The sequence below is a fragment of the Hymenobacter tenuis genome, from assembly GCF_054780495.1.
This window is the reverse complement of sequence record NZ_BAAGWF010000001.1, coordinates 854,399-870,790: the sequence shown is the minus strand read 5'-3', so window position 1 is coordinate 870,790 and position 16,392 is coordinate 854,399. Positions and strand designations below refer to the sequence as shown.

Here is a 16,392-nt window from a genome sequence, read left to right as displayed (position 1 = left end):
AAGTGAACTGATTACTTCTGAAAACGAGCCAGATACGGCGCCGTTCGGCTCTCCTTGGCGCGGGCCACCTCCGCCGGCGTACCGGCCACCACCACGCGGCCGCCTTCGTCGCCGGCGCCGGGCCCAATGTCCAGCACCCAGTCGCTGCTGGCTACTACGCGCATGTCGTGCTCTACTACTAGTACCGTATTGCCAGCCTCCACGAGGCCGTTCAGTTGGGCCAGCAGCTTTTCTACGTCTGAGGGGTGCAGGCCGGTGGTTGGTTCATCGAGGATGTATAGCGAGTTGCCGCGCTGGGCGCGCTGCAGCTCCGTAGCCAGCTTGATGCGCTGGGCCTCACCGCCCGAAAGCTCGGTGGCCGGTTGGCCCAAGCGCAGATAGCCCAGCCCTACTTCGCGCAATACCGTGAGGGCGCGCTGCACTGCGGGCTCTTCTGAGAAAAACTCCCAGGCAGCATCCACGGTCAGGCCCAATACCTCGGCAATGTTCTTGTCGCGGTAGGTGATTTCCAGGGTTTTGGCGTTGTAACGGGCGCCGTGGCATACCGGGCAGGGCGCGTACACACTAGGCAAGAACAAGAGCTCAACCATCACGAAGCCTTCGCCCTGGCAATTTTCGCAGCGGCCTTTAGCTACGTTAAAGGAAAACCGGCCGGCATCGTAGCGGCGCTTGCGGGCAGCGGGTGTGGCAGCAAACAGCTTGCGCACGTGGTCGAAGAGGCCCGTGTAGGTAGCCATGTTGGAGCGCGGCGTACGGCCAATAGGCTTCTGATCGACGCGCACCAAGCGCTTGATGTGCTCCATGCCACTCACGATATGGCCGCCCGTTTCAAGCGGGGTGGTGCGCTCCAACGGGTCGGTTTCCTCTTCCTCGGGGGCTAGCTCATGGCCCAGATGTGCAGCTACCAGCTCTACCAGCACCTGGCTAACCAAACTGGATTTGCCCGAGCCTGACACGCCGGTTACGGTGGTAAATACTCCTAGCGGAAACGCCACCTCCAGCCCTACTAGGTTGTTGCGTCGCACGCCGGCCAGCTTCAGCCAACCCGAGGGTGTGCGCGGCGGCTGGCTGGCTGGTTTGCCTTCCCCGAAGAGGTAGCGCCGGGTTTGAGAGGCAGGTACGTGTTCCAGCCCCGCGGGCGGACCGCTGTAGAGCACCTCGCCCCCCTGCTCGCCGGCTGCTGGGCCGACATCTACCAGCCAATCCGCCTTCCGGATAACGTCGAGGTTGTGCTCGACCACGAACAGCGAATTGCCCGCGCTTTTCAGGCCGGCCAGGGCGTTGAGCAGAGCTTCGGTATCAGAAGGATGCAGTCCGGCCGACGGTTCATCAAGCACATACACTACCCCAAACAGATTGGAATACAACTGAGTAGCCAGCCGCAACCGCTGCAGCTCCCCCGGCGACAATGTGGGTGTACTGCGCTCCAACGAAAGGTAGCCCAGCCCTAGGTCCAGTAGCACGGCCAACCGGGCCACCAAGTCGGCAGCAATGCGTTGGGCCACAATTACCTGCTCGGGGTGGGCGGCATCGTGCTTTTTGCGACCGTGCGCCGTGCCATCGGCAAAGGGCCGCAGCAAGTTGGCCACGCGCTTTAGCGGCAACCCTGACAGCTCAGCAATATCCAGCCCGGCAAATGTTACGGCTAATGACTCGGGCCGCAGGCGCTTGCCGTGGCAGAGCGGGCACTCGGTGCTGAGCATGTACTGCAGGGCCCGCCGTTTCATGAGGGGGCTGTGCGTGGTGGCGAAGGTGTGCAGCACATGCCGCTTGGCGCTCGTGAAGGTGCCCATATAGTTGGGTGGCTCCTTGCGCCGCAGCGCCCGCTGGGTTTCCTGGGGCGAGTAGCCGGGGTACACCGGCACCACGGGCTGCTCTTCCGTGAACAGAATCCAGTCCCGGTCCTTCTGGGGCAGTTCGCGCCAGGGCCGGTCTACATCAAAGCCCATGGTTACCAGAATGTCGCGCTGGTTTTGACCGCCCCAGGCCTGGGGCCAAGCCGCAATAGCCCGCTCCCGTATGGTCAACGAGGGGTCAGGCACCATGCTTTGTTCGGTTACCTCATACACGCGACCTAGTCCATGGCAGGTGGGGCAAGCGCCTTCGGGCGTATTCGGCGAAAAGCCCTCGGCGTACACAATAGGCTGCCCGGCGGGATAGTCGCCGGCCCGGGAGTAGAGCATGCGCACCAGATTGGAAAGCGTAGTAACGCTGCCCACCGAGGAGCGCGTGGTGGGCGTGCCGCGCTGCTGCTGCAAGGCCACCGCAGGCGGCAGCCCTTCAATGGCATCAACCTCCGGTACGGCCATTTGGTGGAACAGGCGCCGCGCATACGGCGACACCGACTCCAGGTAGCGCCGCTGGGCCTCGGCGTACAGGGTCCCGAATGCCAAGCTCGATTTGCCGGAACCCGACACACCCGTAAATACCACCAAGGCATCGCGCGGAATTTCCAGATCGACGTTTTTGAGGTTGTGTTCTCGGGCGCCGCGCACGTGCACGAAACCAGTAAAAGCAGGGCTGGAAGCCGGATCGGGTGACTTGGGCATAAAAACTATCGGCAGTTAGAAGGATTCCTGCTGGCCGGTAGAGGCGCCGCACAGGTGGAATGACAATACTGAATGTTTCAGATCAGGGTTTTGCTAGGTCTTCATTGGGCTCCAACCGCACCAGGCTTTCCGAATTAATGCAGTAGCGCACTCCTGCTGGCGCTGGCCCATCGGGAAACACGTGCCCGAGGTGCCCGCCGCACACGTTGCACAGCGCTTCTATTCGCTGCATCCCGTGGCTGTCATCAAAGGCATAGCGGATGGCGTTTTTGGCTGCCGGCTGCGTAAAACTCGGCCAGCCGGAAATGGCGTGGTACTTAGTCACGGAGTTGAAAAGCAGGTTGCCGCAGCCGGCACAGGCGTACAGGCCCGGCTCATACGAGCGACAGAAAGCGTTGCGGTAGGGTGGCTCAGTGGCTTTCAGGCGCAGCACCTGAAATTGCGCGGGCGTGAGCTTGGTTTGCCATACCGCCTCCGGCCATTGCACCCGATGGGGCGGCTCGGGGTTGCTGTATTTGGCGAAGGTCAGGATGTCAATCCAACGCAGCATTGATATTTTACTCTCGAGGTTGAAATGAAACGCTTATCTTCCAGAACCTGACTTGGATGCTTCCGTCTTTTCGCTGGCCGTACGTATGGAGCAACTCTACGATACCCCTTCCCTTTCTATCTGCTATGACCTCAACAACCGCTGGTTGTACGTGGAATGGAAAGGCACGCACAATGCCGAATCGGCTAGGACCGGCGGCGAGCTGATACTACAGCTGCTGGCGCAGCGCCCATGCCGCAAAATGCTCAACGACAACAGCCAGGTAACCAGCGACTGGGAAGACGGCGCCCGCTGGGTGGGCGGCAGCTACTACAGCCAATTAGCGGAGCAGGGCATGTGCTTTGTGGCCTGGGTGTACCCGCCGCACTGGTCGGCACGCAAGTCTATGGATACGGCCATGCAGTTTGTAACCCGCCCCATGGTGGTGCTGTTTGATGACGTAGCTTCAGCCTACACGTGGCTTGCCAGGCAGATCTAGCGGCTAGGCTCTTCCGCCAGCTCAACCTCGGCAAGTGCCTGCACCACCTCGGCCAGTAAGGGACGCTCTGCTGCCGCCGGCAACAGGCAGCGGCGCTGTAATTCTGCTAGGCTTTGATGGGCTCCCAAGTCCGTGGGCAAGAAGTGACATCGGTCCAGCAACTCCTCTAGCAAACAGCCAAAGGCACGCACCTCTAAGCGCTGCAAGGCCTGGGCCGTTTCGGCATCAGCAGGATTAAAAAAACAAGCGGCGCCAAAGTCGCTAAGCAGGGCGTGGCCGTGGGCATCGGTGAGGATGTTGTGGGCATATAGGTCGCCGTGCAGAATGCCCTGGGCGTGCAGGTGCTGGGCGGCGCTGGCAATGCCGCGGGCAATGCGCAGGGCCGTTGCAGGGCTGAACTGAGCCTCCGGCCCGTATACATCGCGCGTACAGGAAGCCCAGCTAGGCGGCCCGGCCAGAATTCGAAACCCTGGGTCAATGAGCTTAAGCACGAGGCCTTCGGCGCCGGTTGGATGCCCGATGAGCTTGCCTTCTACTGTGGTCAGGTGTGGGTGCGCGCCGGCACTAATGCAGGCCACCATTTCGCTGTGCGGCAGTCCGTCGCTGGTTACGGCGCCTTTAAATACTTTCACGGCTACGTCCTGCGGCACAGCGGCCGGGGCAATCCACTGAGCGCGGTAGATGTTGCCCGAAGCACCTTCGCCTAGCTGCTGCTGCACCGTTAACTCCTGCCAGTGAATTGCTTGAATAGGATGCTTAGCCAAGGCCGCGGCTTCGGGCGCCTCGCTGAATGGGTTGCCGGCGTAGGCCAGCCACGTGAGGCGCGGCAGGGTAAGCAACCACGCGGGCAACTCCGTGAGGCGGTTGGCGGCAATGCGCAGCAGCTCCAGGTTGGTGCAGGCGGCCAGGGTAGTGGGCAGCTCCCGCAGCTGGTTGCCGGCCAGCATCAGCTTCTGCAACCGCGTGCAGTTTCCAATTTCTGGGGGAAGCTCCCGGAGTTGGTTATCGGTGAGAATCAGCCAGCGCAAGTTGGGTGAGAGGGCTGCTGCGGGCAGCGTCTGAATCTGATTGGCCTTGAAGCCCACCATGCTTAGCGCCGGCAGCTGCCCAAGTACAGCGGGCACTTCCGTGAACAGATTATCAGAGCAGAACAGGATGCGCAGCTTCCGCAGCCGGCCCAGGTCATCGGGCAGTGAGGAGAGCTGGTTGCCCGAGAGGTTCAGGATCTCCAGCGTGTCGGTCAGGTCAAAGATTTCGCGCGGAAACTCGGTGAGGCCGGCTGATAGGTCTAGGCGGTGGGTGCCGGCCAGCTCTCCGGCGCGCAGCTGTGCTAGGGTGTGCATGCGGGCAAAGGTCGGGAACGAGGGCCTGATGCGCACCAGCCAAGCCGCGGCCTTCTGCTTTGGCCGCAGAAAACAAGGCAGTTACCACGCGAAAGAAAGTCGGAGTTCGTCGGGAATACCGGCGGGGTTGTCGATTGCAGGCGACCTAGTGCGGCTCAGGTGCCCACCTTCGAGACATAAATCCGCTGCACTACCTCACCTATCATTCTCACTACCCCATGGAAAGAAAGCACTTCCTTAAAAGCCTGTTGGTAGGCGCCATCTCGACGCCCGCCCTGCTGGCCGCTTGCAGCAAAGACGCCGAAACCGTTGTGCCCGACACCAGCACCGGCGGGGCAACTGGCGGCACGGGCAGCACCAGCAATTGTGCCGTGGCGCCCACCGAAACCCAAGGGCCCTTCCCAACCAAAGTGCCGGCCTCTTATGTGCGCAGCGACATCACGGATGGCCGTTCGGGCTACCAACTGACGGCCACCATTACGGTAACCAACAGCAACGCGGGGTGCGCAGCGTTGGCTGGCGCCCTAGTCGATATCTGGCACTGCGATGCGCAAGGCAACTACTCAGAGTACGGCGGCTCAGGCATGCAGTCAACTAATTACCAGGCGGTGCATTTTCTGCGCGGCCGCCAAACCACCAACGCCAACGGGCAGGTCACGTTCACGACCATTTTTCCGGGCTGGTATTCGGGCCGCGCCACCCACATTCATGTGCATATCTATTCTGCAAGTGGCACCTCGCTTAAAGTAACCCAGATTGCATTTCCGGAAGGTACCGGCTCGGCGGTGGCGGCTGTGAACGGCTACACCAAAGGCATGAGCGGCTACACTTCCAATGCCAACGACAACGTGTTCAGCGACGGAGTTTCGCAGCAGCTGGCTACCGTAACGGGCAGCACTACGGCCGGTTTTGAGCTTTCCATTGCCTTTGCCGTGGCCGCCTAGCCCTCTTTTGCTCCCCAACCTCCCGCCTAAATTTCCTTTTGCATTATGGCCGACCGCCGCATCACATTGTGCTACCGAAAAATTATGGATGCCAGCTCCGCTCAGCCCTGGGATAAGCTAGTGTTCGAGGATACGTACGCGGAGTTTCGGCTGCAGGCACAGTATTTCAATCAGGAGCGGCGGTTTCGGACGTTTGGGGAGCTAGTTCAGCACGCGCCCGGCGCCGGGCAGCTACATTTTCTGGTGAGTGCGGCCGTGCGCGGGTACTTGCAGCAGTTGGGCGGCCTAGTGCCGGAAGTGCTCAACAACCTAGGCCGGCACTTCCTGCCGTTCAGCCAGTTTCAATTTGAAATCATCAATTCCGACCTGCTCGATAAAGCCCGGCACCAGGTAGCCATCAACTTCTACTCGGAGCCGCTCATGTGGCACGACACCATCGGGACGTACCTGTTGGTTTCGGCGCCGCAAGAGCCTAGCGCTGAAACCCTGACGCACCTGATTCAGCTGCAGCCTTACCTATCTATCCACTCCTTGCAACCTGCCTAGTACCATGATGCGGCACACACCCGGAAAGATGTACTTGGCCGAGCAACGGGGGCAAGCAGAATCGGCACAGCACCGGCGCTACAGCACCTTTAGCTTCGGCAGCTTCCAGCATGAGCACAAGGGCGCATTCGGTGGCCTTTTTGGGCTGAATGAAGAAACACTGGCCGCCTCGCACAGCCTGGAATTGGTGGCCGAGCAGGCTTCTCATCTGCTGGTTATCCCCATCACCGGTGGCGTGAAAGTGGCGGCCTCGCCCGGCTACGCGGCTCTGGTGCACGTGGAGGAAATCCAACTCCTGACGCTGCCGGCCCAAAGCACCGTACAGTTCACCAACCCTTATGATACAGAGCTGATCAGCTTTCTGCACCTCTGGCTAACCGCCGAACCTGCAGCTTCCTTCTCCGACCACATATACACCTTCGAGGCGCCGGAAATAGCCAACACACTCACGGAAGTGGTGGCTGCCGAGGTGGGAGCGGCCTTGCCCTTCTCACTAAGCCTAGGCCGGTTTGCCGGCCGGCACGAGGCCATTCATACGCTTAGAGGCTCCAACCGGCAGCTTTTTGTATTTGTATTGGCCGGGGCCTTCGAGGTAGCAGGCCGGTTGCTACACGAAAAAGACGGCCTGGCGCTGTGGAAAACGAGCGAAATAGAACTGGAAGCCCTCAGTGAAAATGCCCTGGTATTGGTGCTGGATATGTAACTGCTAGCCCCTGTAAACCCAGAAAGCCCCGGCAACTGCCAAGGCTTTCTGGGTTTACTTAATTAAAGCTGGGCTTAGGAGCTGCAAGAGAGCGTGGCGGAACCTGGTTTTTCGCGGGCCCAATCGGGGCGCTTGGCGGCCAGGTCATCGTGCTCGGGCTGCTCCGCGAACGGAGTTTTAAGCACTTCCATCAGGCGGTTGAGCAACGACAGGTCGCCAGTTTCGGCGGCTTCAATGGCTTGCTGGGCCAGGTAGTTGCGCAGCACATACTTGGGGTTGGCTTGCAGCATGCTTTCCCGAATGGCTTCCGGGCTAGCTTGCTCTTGCCGCAGGCGTTGCAGGTAGCGTTGCAGCCACGCCAGCAAGGCTTGCTCTTCGGCGGGAGCCATGGAGTACGCCGCATCTTGTAGCAGTAGGCGCAAGGCAGCCTCCTCGGTTTCCGGGGCCGTCAGTACAGCTGGGGCCGTGTGAGACAACTGGCGGAAGAAGCGCGTCATATCCACTTCCGAAGCGGCTAATACTTCGTGCAAGTCATCGAAGAGGGTTTGGTCCTCGGTGCGGGCTAGGGAGGTAAGGCCCAGCTTGCGCAGCATCATGTCGTGGCGCGTGTTTTCCAGGGTTTGGATGTACACATCAAGGGCCGGATTTAACTGCTGCACGTCCTCTACCAGCGGCGAAATGGCCTGCCCCAGCTGCATCAGGTTCCAGAGTGCTACCCGCGGCTGCTGCCCGAAGGCGTAGCGCCGCCCGCCAAAGTCGGTGGTGTTGGGCGTCCAGTCGGGGTCGTAGGGCTCCAGCCAGCCGTAGGGGCCGTAGTCGATGGTGAGGCCCAGGATGGACATGTTGTCGGTGTTCATTACGCCGTGCACAAAGCCCACCGACATCCAGTGCGCAATCATGACGGCGGTGCGGCGGCACACTTCCTCAAACCAGCGCACATACACCGCCGGCGAGGGCTCCCCCAATTCGGGGTAGTGGCGCCGGATCACGTAGTCGGCGAGGGCGCGCAGGTTGTCCATCTCGCCGTGGGCCAGCATAATCTGGAAGTTGCCGAACCGAATGAAGGTAGGCGCCACGCGGGCCACAATAGCACCGGGCTCGGGGCGGGCGTTGCCATTGTAAAACATGTCGCGCACTACCTGGTCGCCGGTGGCTACCAGGCTGAGCGCGCGGGTGGTGGGCACGCCGAGGTAGTACATGGCCTCGGAGCACAGAAACTCCCGCACCGAGGAGCGCAGCACCGCCCGGCCATCGGCGCGGCGAGAGTAGGGCGTGGGGCCGGCGCCTTTCAGCTGCACTTCCCAGATGGTATTATCAGTAGCTGTCAGCTCACCCAGCGAAATGGCGCGGCCGTCGCCGAGCTGCCCGGCCCAGTTACCAAACTGGTGGCCGCCGTAGCGGGCCGCAAAGGGCTTCATGCTGGAGGTCACGAGGTTGCCCGCCAGCGCATCTACGGCCTGGCCACGCTCGGATGGGCGCACTAGGCCAAGGTAAGCCGCCAAGTCCTCGGACCAGGCCAGCAACCGCGGGTCCTGCACGGGAGTGGGCGTTACGCGGGAGTAGGTGTAGCCGGGCACCTGCCGGGGGCGATTGTCGCCGGAGTCTTCGCCGCGCAGCTCTTCCACAAAGGAGTTCTGAAACGTGGCTTTATCTAGTTCGAGTGGGTTCATGGACATAAGAAGGCTAGGAAATTTTCTTCCCAGAGAGGTATAAAGCAACAACGCGCGGAGTAGTTCCCCAGTGAGAGCCACGTGGCCTGCAAGTTCGCCAACGCGAAACCACGGGCCATGTTTCGGACGAGCTAGCATGGGTTGAGCCCTAACGGCGGGCTAGCAGGAAGGCGGCTCTTGGTTCAAGCTCAACCATAACCTAGTACGCCATCTGCCCGCTACAACCTAGTACCACCCTTCTCTCCTACCCTATGGCAACCAACAAACTGCGCGGCAACGATCTGCGCAAAATAGGCTACCCCGAAGGCCGCGCCACCACGCTGGCGCTTGATATTCTGGAAGACCGGCAGCTAAAAAAAATGGATAAAGGCAGCGCCCTGGCGTTGTTGCAGAAAATCAAGGAAGACCCCTACGCCTACCTCCGCGACTCGTTGTGGCGGGAACTGGCCAAGGAATTCGTGCCCGACCCTAAGCGCGACGTAGGCCTCAACCCTGAGATAAAGGACTACCGCCGCTACGGCGAAGCCTTTATTGAGGATGGCGCCCGCAAGCAGATGGACACAGCTATGAAATTGCCCGTTACGCTTGATGGGGCCCTGATGCCCGATGCCCACCAAGGCTACGGCCTGCCTATTGGCGGGGTGCTGGCCGTGGATAATGCCGTGATTCCGTACGGCGTGGGCATGGATATTGGCTGCCGCATGGCGCTGTCGGTATTCCCCTTGCCCCCGCACTACTTGGAGCAGCGCACCCAGGAACTCAAGAAGCTGCTGCACAACCATACCCGTTTTGGGGGCAAAGAAGTGTTTAAGAACCCGACCGACGACCCGATTCTGGACCGGCCGGAGTTCAAGGAAATTGCCGTGGTGCGGGGCAAGCGTGAAGCTGCTATCAACCAGCTCGGGTCTTCCGGCTCCGGCAACCACTTTGTGGAGTGGGGCATTGTAGATATTACTAGCCCTGATAATGAGCTGGACGTGCCCGTGGGGCAGTACCTGGGGTTGTTGTCGCATAGCGGCTCGCGGGGGCTGGGCGCCGCCATTGCGCAGCACTACACCAAGGTGGCCATGAGCAAGTGCCCGCTGCCGCCCGAGGCGCGCTACCTCGCCTGGCTCGACCTCGACACCCAGGAAGGCCAGGAGTACTGGCGCGCCATGAACCTGGCCGGCGACTACGCCTCGGCCTGCCACCGCGACATTCACCGCCGCCTTAGCCAGGCCCTGGGTGAGAAGCCGCTGGCAAAAGTGGAAAACCACCACAACTTTGCCTGGAAAGAAACCCTGCCCGATGGCCGCGAAGCTATAGTGCACCGCAAGGGCGCAACGCCCGCTGGCAAAGGGGTACTGGGCGTCATTCCGGGCTCCATGACGGCGCCCGGCTTTATTGTACGGGGCCGCGGCGAGCGAGACTCCATCCAATCGGCCTCGCACGGCGCGGGCCGCCGCATGTCGCGCACGGAGGCCAAGAAAAACCTTTCCGAAGGCGACGTACGCCGCCACCTCCGCGACCATGGTATTGAGCTCATCGGGGGCGGACTAGACGAGGCCCCGATGGCCTACAAAGACATTCATCAAGTTATGGCGCACCAGCAGGACCTAGTAGATGTACTAGGCTCCTTCCTGCCCCGCATCGTGCGCATGGATGCCGGCGGCGGAGGTAAAAGCCGCTACGGCGGCGAATAGCTGCTTTTCAGGTAGGCTGCTCTGAAAAAGACTTTGTGAGCAGTTCCCCACCAATGCCCGGGCCCGAAGTGATGTTATGCTTTGGGTCCGGGCATTGGTGGGTTTAGCCCAAGCTTGCTGTACTAGCTCTTGTACAGCAGCCAACCTCAGATAAACGTCTAAACTCCTTCATAACTCTCTGGCTACCTGCATAAATATATCCTTGACACCGTAAAATATAGCTGGCTCTTTCCTTGACACCAGACAAAATTATATTTAAATTATGCAGTATATACAACTCGTCTGTACCTGGCCTGCACTCCTGTTCTCCCTACCCTTCCGCTACTCCCATGAAAAATATCCTGGTCCCCACCGATTTTTCTGCCGAAGCGCACAACGCCTTCGAAGTAGCCATGCAGCTGGCGCACCGGACGGCCGGGCGGGTTACGCTCCTGCACGTAGTGGAACTGCCCGAAACCGCCCGGTTTGCCTCCACCGGGGGGCTAGCGGGCGGCGGCGGCCTCAACAATGTATTTACCCTGAAAATGCTGCAGGTAGTAAAGCACCGCATGCACGAGCTGATAGATGAAGCGCACCACCTGGCCCCCGGGGTAAAAGTGCAGGAGTTGGTGCACACCACGCATACTACGGAGTTCGAGTCGGCGGTACTGGACACGATTCAGGAGCTGGATATCGATTTGGTGGTGATGGGCGCTCAGAAGCACAATTCCTGGCAGGAGTATTTCCTGGGCACTGATACCGAGCATATTGTGCGACGCGCACCCTGCCCCGTGCTCACGGTAAAACATCCGGCGCCGCATTTCGAGGTTCGGCACATTGTGTTTGCCTCAGATTTCTCGCCTGAAGCCGATAGCGCCATTCCTAGCCTGCGGCAGCTGCAGGAGATATTCCCCGACGCCCTGCTGCACCTACTGGACGTGGTGCCCTCTGCCGACCGCCACGAAGCCGCCCTGGAAAGCATACACTCCTTTGCGCAGCGGCACCAGCTCAAGCGCTACGAACCCGATGTATTTGATGCGCCCCGCGCCACCACTGGCATTCCTCGCTTTGCGGAGCAGGCCCACGCCGACCTAGTGGTGATGCTGACGCATGGCCGCACGGGGCTTAGCCACTTGTTGCAGGGTAGTGTTTCGGAAAGTGTAGCCCTGAACGCGGCGCAGCCGGTACTTACCTTCCACGCCCACTAGGCCTGCTAAAACCGCTTGCCTCACTTGGTACCTAACGGCAGGAGCCTCTCCCCTCTGCCGAACAGGTACTAGGTGGGGCTTTTTTATGAACCAGTTTTAAGTCGATACCACCCTAGTAGTTCCCCCCTACGCTCGCCGCCATCTATCTTTGCGGCTGCGCATGTCAGCTTATTCTTTGCTTTTCTTGCCGCTCACACCACCCTGAGCGCTGGCTGACTTGCTCTGCGCCGCCGCTTCCTAGCCGGGAGCGTGCGGCTTTTCTTTTGTCTTGTCTTGCCTTCCGTATGCCCACGTTCCTGCCTTATCTGGCACAATATAAAGTCAATCCTAAAAACGAAATCCTGGCCGGCCTCACAACGGCGTTAGCCCTAGTACCCGAGGTAGTAGCGTTTGCCTTGCTGGCGCATATTAGCCCGTTGGTGGGCATTGGCTCGGCCTTTATCATTTGCCTGCTTACCAGCTTGCTGGGCGGACGGCCGGGCATGATTTCCGGAGCCGCCGGCTCAGTGGCGGTAGTGATTGTGAGCCTAGTAGCGGAGCACGGCGCAGAGTACCTGTTTGCCGCCGTAGCCCTGATGGGCCTGATTCAGATTGGCGTGGGCGTGCTGCGGTTTGGCAAGTTTATCAGGCTAGTGCCGCAGCCGGTGGTGTTTGGCTTTGTGAACGGGCTGGCCATAATCATTTTCATGGCTCAGCTAGAGCAGTTTAAAACCCAAGATGCCGCCGGCACCGAGCACTGGCTTACGGGCACCCCGTTGCTGCTCATGATGGGCCTAGTAGCCCTTACCATGGCTATTGTGTATTTTCTGCCCAAGCTCACGAAGGCTGTGCCGGCCTCCCTCACGGCCATTATTGTGGTGTCGGCTCTCGTACTTTTGGGCGGGCTGGAAACCAAGTCAGTGGGTGATATTGCGTCCATTGCGGGCGGCTTGCCCCAGTTTCATCTGCCCCTGGTGCCTCTAACCTGGGAAACGCTGCGCATCATTTTTCCTTACTCCATCATCATGGCGCTGGTGGGACTTACGGAAAGCCTGCTGACGCTAACGGTGGTGGATGAAATAACCGACACCCGCGGCCGCGGCAACCAAGATTGCGTGGCGCAAGGCGTGGCCAATATCGTATCGGGCTTTTGCGGCGGCATGGGCGGCTGCGCCATGATTGGGCAAACCATGGTAAACCTGGAGTCCAGAGGCCGTGGGCGACTCTCGGGGGTAGTGGCGGCCGTGGCGCTGGCGTTGTTTGTGGTGGTGGGCTCTTCGCTAATTGAGCGGCTGCCGCTGGCGGCGCTGGTGGGCGTCATGTTTATGGTGGTGATTGGCACCTTCGAGTGGGCCAGCCTCCGGATTCTGCGCCGCATGCCGCTCACCGATGTGCTTGTGATGGTGCTGGTTACCCTCGTGACGGCCGTTTCCCAGAACCTGGCCTTGGCCGTATTGCTGGGGGTAGTGATTTCGGCGCTGGCTTTTGCCTGGGAAAACGCCAAACGCATTCGGGCCCGCAAGTACCTGGATGAGGCCGGCGTGAAATACTATGAAATCTACGGCCCGCTTTTCTTTGGCTCGGTGCAGGCCTTCACCGATAAGTTCGAGGTTGCCACCGATCCGGCTGAGGTAGTAATTGACTTTCGCGAAAGCCGGGTGGCCGATATGTCAGGCATCGAGGCCCTACACAAACTCACGGAGCGCTACCACAAGGCCGGCAAAACGCTGCACCTGCGCCACCTCAGCCCCGATTGCCGCCAGCTGCTACGCAATGCCGACGCCCTCATTGAAGTTAATATTGTGGAAGACCCGCTGTATGTGGTGGCCGCTGAGCAGTAGCCGGGGTTGGGCTCTCTGAAGTACCTAGGGGTATGGGTGGCACTACCTAGTGGGTTGCGGCATTGTCCCCGTGCGCTCGGTTCAGCTTCCGTATTTCACGCACCCAAAATCAGTTTTATTTCGCCGCTAACTACCTAGCAGTTAACAACTTTATTATGCTAACTTGATTGTTATGAAGCCGCCACGATGTAAGCAGGCTTGGGCGGCATTTTTCTCCTAACAATCAACCCCAATGCGTACCCAGTCCACAATTCGTCCTTCGGTAGCGTTGCAGCTCCACGAGGTTCCGGCCGGCCGGCGCCTGGATTTTGATACGCCGCGCGGCTTGTTTGCCTACCTCTATCGGCGTTATGGCCAGCAACCCTGGCAATGCATTGCCCGCAACGCCTGCAGTCCCCACATCGACCGCACTCCCCTGCCATCGTACACCATCCCCGAATACGTCGTCTGCTACTGTGATGCCGCCGGCGACATTAAGGCGGCTACCCGCATTGCCTCAGCCGCCTTTTCTGAAGTGCCTGGCCGCTCCGCACTGACCTAGCTTCTGTGCCCCTAGGCCCCTACGCAAAAAGCCCCGGCAACTCTTGCCGGGGCTTTTTGATTTCAGGCGGTTTAAGCCCTAGCGCTACCTAGGCAGCAGCTTACAGGTTTTTAAGCCATACCTCCCGCAGAGCCAGTTGGGCTGGCGTAGCGGCAGCGTCCTGCGTAAACACGTAGCGCTTCACCTCCTCAGTGCTGCCCAGCTTTACGCGCACGGTTTGCTCTTGCCCGTTACGGCTGATGGTGATAGGCAGCTCAGAGCCCGGCTGACGGCTAGAAACGCGGCGCAGGGCCGTAAAGTCGTTGCGCACGCCATCCACAGCCACTAGCTGGTCGCCAACCTGAATGCCGGCCGCTTGCGTTGGCCCGCCTACTTTAGTGAAGTACACGCTGGTTTCGCGGGGCGCGAGGCCTAGTGGCCCTAGCGTGGCCACCTGCTTACCCGTGTGCTGAATGGGCTCGTAACGAATGCCCACTTTGGCGTAGTACTCCTGTAAGGGCAGCGGCTCCGCGTTCTGGATGTAGCGCTTAAAGAAGTCCCCGATTTCGGGGTAGGTCATTTTGGTGAAATCCTGGAAGAAATTCTTCTCACTGATGGGTTTGCTAGGGCCATATTGCTTGGCAAGCTCTACCAGTACGTCGCGCAGGCCGCGCTTGCCACCGCTTAGCTCCAGGAGGCGCAAATCTAGGAGGCCGGCCGTGAGGGCGCCCCGCTGGTAGATGTTGCCGTACTGCTGCTGGCCTTCGTCGCTGAAAGAGTTCAGGCCCAGGCGGCTCAGGCTGTAGGTGGTATCGGTGCGGGTTCGGTCGTACTGCACTTTGTCGTGCAGCATGCTCAGGTAGTCATCCAGAGGCACCAAGCCGCCGCGCAGCTGCATCATGTGCGAGGCCCACTCCGTGGTGCCTTCATACAGCCAGAGGTGCTCCGAGCCCGTGGGCTCCACAAAATTGAAGCGCTCAATTACCTCAGAGTGGATGTTGAGCGGCGTCATCACGTGAAAAAACTCGTGGGCGGCAATATCCACTACCCCCTGCGCCGACTCCGGCGTGAGCGGCGTTTCGCGCAGCACATACTCAGAGCTATAGGAATGTTCCCAAGCTCCTGCCGAGCGGTCGGCGAAGTGGTACAGGAAAGCATAGCGCTGCACGGGCAGCTGGCCCCCAAAAAAGCTTTGGGCGGCGCTCAGCATTTTTTGCATGTAGCCCAGCAGCGGCTCGGCCTGCACCTTGTCGGTAGCGGAGTAGCAGTACAGGGCCACATCGGCGTTGCCTAGCTTGGTGCTTGCCTCCGTCAGACGGCCTAGTAAAATCGGCGAGTCAACGGCGTGGTCGTAGTTCTGGAGGTTGTAGTAGCCATCTTTATCGGTTACCAGCACCGAGCCCGCTTTCCAGCCGCTGGGGTATTCCAGCTTCAGGCGCAGGGGCTTATCCTGCATGCCCTGGGGGTAGCCCAACAAGGTTTGCCCGTTGAGCAAGGCATGGTCGGTTTCCAGCGAAGAGCCGCACATGCGGTAGATGTTGTGCTCCTTTACTTCCGTATCCCAGGTTTCGGCAATAGTGTACCGGATTTCGCGGGTTTTCTCGGGCTTGCTCAGCTGCCACTGGTTCGTGGAAATTTGCTTGGCTTCCAGCGGTTTGCCTTTGTCGTCGAAGGCTTGGAAGTTGCTCACGAAGCGGCCCATGTCCATTACCTGGTAGGTGCCGGGCGCGGTGGCTGCAAACTGATACACGGCCTGGTTTTTCTTGAGCTTGGGCAGTTGCAGCTTCACCTGAAAGGCGTTGCTGTTGGTGGCCGGGTCCATGCTCACGGTGTAGGTCAGTTCACGCGGGGCCTTGGCCAGTACCGGGGCCGCCAGGGCCAGAAGCGCGGCCACAGCGGCCGGGCGGAAAAAAGAAGTCATTCGGGAGGAAAGCATGAAAAGTGAGGATGGGCTACTGACGCGCAAAGCCAAGGCCGGTTGCGCCGGAAAGCACGAAGCTACAGGATTGCATGGCAACCGCCTTAGAGCCGACTCAACATAACTTCGCTCGCCCATTAGAGTACATAGAAGTGGGCTTGGCCCTGGTTTCGCTTTCCACCCCTATCATTACTCACGCCATGCACAGCACCCCTCCCGATTCGAACCCTACCCAACTGATCCGGTACCGGTTACAGATTTCGCCCTTATCCAGCCAGGAAAACATTGGCCAGGCTCGGCAGGTACTCACTGGCCTGGGCCTGGTGGTTGACCTGCTGGAAGCTGGCGAGGCGGAAGTAGCCGTGGCAGCCATCGACCCCGGCAAAGAAGCTATTGTTAAGGCACTTACCGCCGCCGGATTTACCGTGGCGGATATCACCGCCGAAAGCAGCTAGGCGCCTAGGTTACTAGCCTCGCCGCAT

General features: G+C 60.0%; 14 protein-coding genes. 9 read left to right on the top strand and 5 right to left on the bottom strand.

Annotation, left to right across the window (positions count from 1 at the left end):
• Positions 1 to 11 precede the first annotated feature (11 nt).
• A complete protein-coding gene (gene uvrA, locus ACYVGU_RS03755) occupies positions 12 to 2,549 on the bottom strand; it encodes an excinuclease ABC subunit UvrA (protein ID WP_460620958.1) in 2,538 nt (845 codons plus the stop codon).
• A gap of 82 nt (positions 2,550 to 2,631) precedes the next feature.
• Positions 2,632 to 3,099 carry a peptide-methionine (R)-S-oxide reductase gene (gene msrB / locus ACYVGU_RS03750; RefSeq protein WP_460620957.1) on the bottom strand — a complete coding sequence of 156 codons (468 nt, stop codon included), beginning with the start codon at positions 3,097 to 3,099 and terminating at the stop codon, positions 2,632 to 2,634.
• 52 nt (positions 3,100 to 3,151) lie between these two features.
• Here msrB and ACYVGU_RS03745 point away from each other — a divergent pair, with 52 nt between their 5' ends.
• Entirely contained in the window at positions 3,152 to 3,577 is a 426-nt protein-coding gene (locus ACYVGU_RS03745; RefSeq protein WP_460620956.1) for a hypothetical protein, read from the top strand.
• On the opposite strand, the gene ACYVGU_RS03740 is transcribed toward ACYVGU_RS03745, so the two are convergent.
• Positions 3,574 to 4,920, bottom strand: coding sequence for a leucine-rich repeat-containing protein kinase family protein (locus tag ACYVGU_RS03740; protein WP_460620955.1), 1,347 nt, complete (start codon positions 4,918 to 4,920; stop codon positions 3,574 to 3,576). The genes ACYVGU_RS03745 and ACYVGU_RS03740 overlap by 4 nt on opposite strands.
• A gap of 218 nt (positions 4,921 to 5,138) precedes the next feature.
• Here ACYVGU_RS03740 and ACYVGU_RS03735 point away from each other — a divergent pair, with 218 nt between their 5' ends.
• The 3 genes from ACYVGU_RS03735 to ACYVGU_RS03725 are packed head-to-tail and all read left to right on the top strand — an operon-like array spanning position 5,139 to position 7,113.
• Positions 5,139 to 5,864, top strand: coding sequence for a peptidase associated/transthyretin-like domain-containing protein (locus ACYVGU_RS03735; protein WP_460620954.1), 726 nt, complete (start codon positions 5,139 to 5,141; stop codon positions 5,862 to 5,864).
• 45 nt (positions 5,865 to 5,909) lie between these two features.
• Positions 5,910 to 6,410 carry a hypothetical protein gene (locus ACYVGU_RS03730; protein ID WP_460620953.1) on the top strand — a complete coding sequence of 167 codons (501 nt, stop codon included), beginning with the start codon at positions 5,910 to 5,912 and terminating at the stop codon, positions 6,408 to 6,410.
• Between the two features lie 4 nt (positions 6,411 to 6,414).
• Positions 6,415 to 7,113 carry a pirin family protein gene (locus tag ACYVGU_RS03725; RefSeq protein WP_460620952.1) on the top strand — a complete coding sequence of 233 codons (699 nt, stop codon included), beginning with the start codon at positions 6,415 to 6,417 and terminating at the stop codon, positions 7,111 to 7,113.
• Positions 7,114 to 7,187: 74 nt separating this feature from the next.
• Here ACYVGU_RS03725 and ACYVGU_RS03720 read toward each other — a convergent pair whose 3' ends face one another.
• Positions 7,188 to 8,783 (bottom strand): protein adenylyltransferase SelO, encoded by a 1,596-nt coding sequence (locus ACYVGU_RS03720; RefSeq protein ID WP_460620951.1) that lies wholly within the window; start codon positions 8,781 to 8,783, stop codon positions 7,188 to 7,190.
• A 251-nt stretch (positions 8,784 to 9,034) separates the two neighbouring features.
• On the opposite strand from ACYVGU_RS03720, the gene ACYVGU_RS03715 reads away from it, so the two are divergent.
• The 4 genes from ACYVGU_RS03715 to ACYVGU_RS03700 all read left to right on the top strand — a co-directional run bounded on the left by ACYVGU_RS03715 (position 9,035) and on the right by ACYVGU_RS03700 (position 14,013).
• Entirely contained in the window at positions 9,035 to 10,465 is a 1,431-nt protein-coding gene (locus ACYVGU_RS03715; RefSeq protein WP_460612408.1) for an RtcB family protein, read from the top strand.
• Positions 10,466 to 10,794: 329 nt separating this feature from the next.
• Positions 10,795 to 11,652, top strand: coding sequence for a universal stress protein (locus ACYVGU_RS03710; protein WP_460612409.1), 858 nt, complete (start codon positions 10,795 to 10,797; stop codon positions 11,650 to 11,652).
• Positions 11,653 to 11,936: 284 nt separating this feature from the next.
• On the top strand, positions 11,937 to 13,472 hold the full coding sequence (locus ACYVGU_RS03705; RefSeq protein ID WP_460620950.1) for a SulP family inorganic anion transporter: 1,536 nt from the start codon (positions 11,937 to 11,939) through the stop codon (positions 13,470 to 13,472).
• Between the two features lie 232 nt (positions 13,473 to 13,704).
• Complete coding sequence (locus ACYVGU_RS03700) at positions 13,705 to 14,013, top strand: hypothetical protein (protein WP_460620949.1); 309 nt, start codon at positions 13,705 to 13,707, stop codon at positions 14,011 to 14,013.
• 100 nt (positions 14,014 to 14,113) lie between these two features.
• Here the strand turns inward: ACYVGU_RS03700 and ACYVGU_RS03695 are convergent, their stop codons facing one another.
• Complete coding sequence (locus ACYVGU_RS03695; protein ID WP_460620948.1) at positions 14,114 to 15,913, bottom strand: M61 metallopeptidase family protein; 1,800 nt, start codon at positions 15,911 to 15,913, stop codon at positions 14,114 to 14,116.
• Positions 15,914 to 16,002: 89 nt separating this feature from the next.
• On the opposite strand from ACYVGU_RS03695, the gene ACYVGU_RS03690 reads away from it, so the two are divergent.
• Positions 16,003 to 16,365, top strand: a complete 363-nt coding sequence (locus ACYVGU_RS03690) for a hypothetical protein (protein ID WP_460620947.1) — start codon at positions 16,003 to 16,005, stop codon at positions 16,363 to 16,365.
• Positions 16,366 to 16,392: the final 27 nt, after the last annotated feature.

Bases quoted from the DNA above. Each gene is read 5' to 3' on its own strand.
- ACYVGU_RS03740 (WP_460620955.1), bottom strand. From the start codon at position 4,920: ATGCACACCCTAGCACAGCTGCGCGCCGGAGAGCTGGCCGGCACCCAC.
- ACYVGU_RS03720 (WP_460620951.1), bottom strand. From the start codon at position 8,783: ATGAACCCACTCGAACTAGATAAAGCCACGTTTCAGAACTCCTTTGTG.
- ACYVGU_RS03735 (WP_460620954.1), top strand. From the start codon at position 5,139: ATGGAAAGAAAGCACTTCCTTAAAAGCCTGTTGGTAGGCGCCATCTCG.
- ACYVGU_RS03715 (WP_460612408.1), top strand. From the start codon at position 9,035: ATGGCAACCAACAAACTGCGCGGCAACGATCTGCGCAAAATAGGCTAC.
- ACYVGU_RS03700 (WP_460620949.1), top strand. From the start codon at position 13,705: ATGCGTACCCAGTCCACAATTCGTCCTTCGGTAGCGTTGCAGCTCCAC.
- ACYVGU_RS03710 (WP_460612409.1), top strand. From the start codon at position 10,795: ATGAAAAATATCCTGGTCCCCACCGATTTTTCTGCCGAAGCGCACAAC.
- ACYVGU_RS03725 (WP_460620952.1), top strand. From the start codon at position 6,415: ATGATGCGGCACACACCCGGAAAGATGTACTTGGCCGAGCAACGGGGG.
- msrB (WP_460620957.1), bottom strand. From the start codon at position 3,099: ATGCTGCGTTGGATTGACATCCTGACCTTCGCCAAATACAGCAACCCC.
- ACYVGU_RS03690 (WP_460620947.1), top strand. From the start codon at position 16,003: ATGGCAACCGCCTTAGAGCCGACTCAACATAACTTCGCTCGCCCATTA.
- uvrA (WP_460620958.1), bottom strand. From the start codon at position 2,549: ATGCCCAAGTCACCCGATCCGGCTTCCAGCCCTGCTTTTACTGGTTTC.
- ACYVGU_RS03705 (WP_460620950.1), top strand. From the start codon at position 11,937: ATGCCCACGTTCCTGCCTTATCTGGCACAATATAAAGTCAATCCTAAA.
- ACYVGU_RS03730 (WP_460620953.1), top strand. From the start codon at position 5,910: ATGGCCGACCGCCGCATCACATTGTGCTACCGAAAAATTATGGATGCC.
- ACYVGU_RS03695 (WP_460620948.1), bottom strand. From the start codon at position 15,913: ATGACTTCTTTTTTCCGCCCGGCCGCTGTGGCCGCGCTTCTGGCCCTG.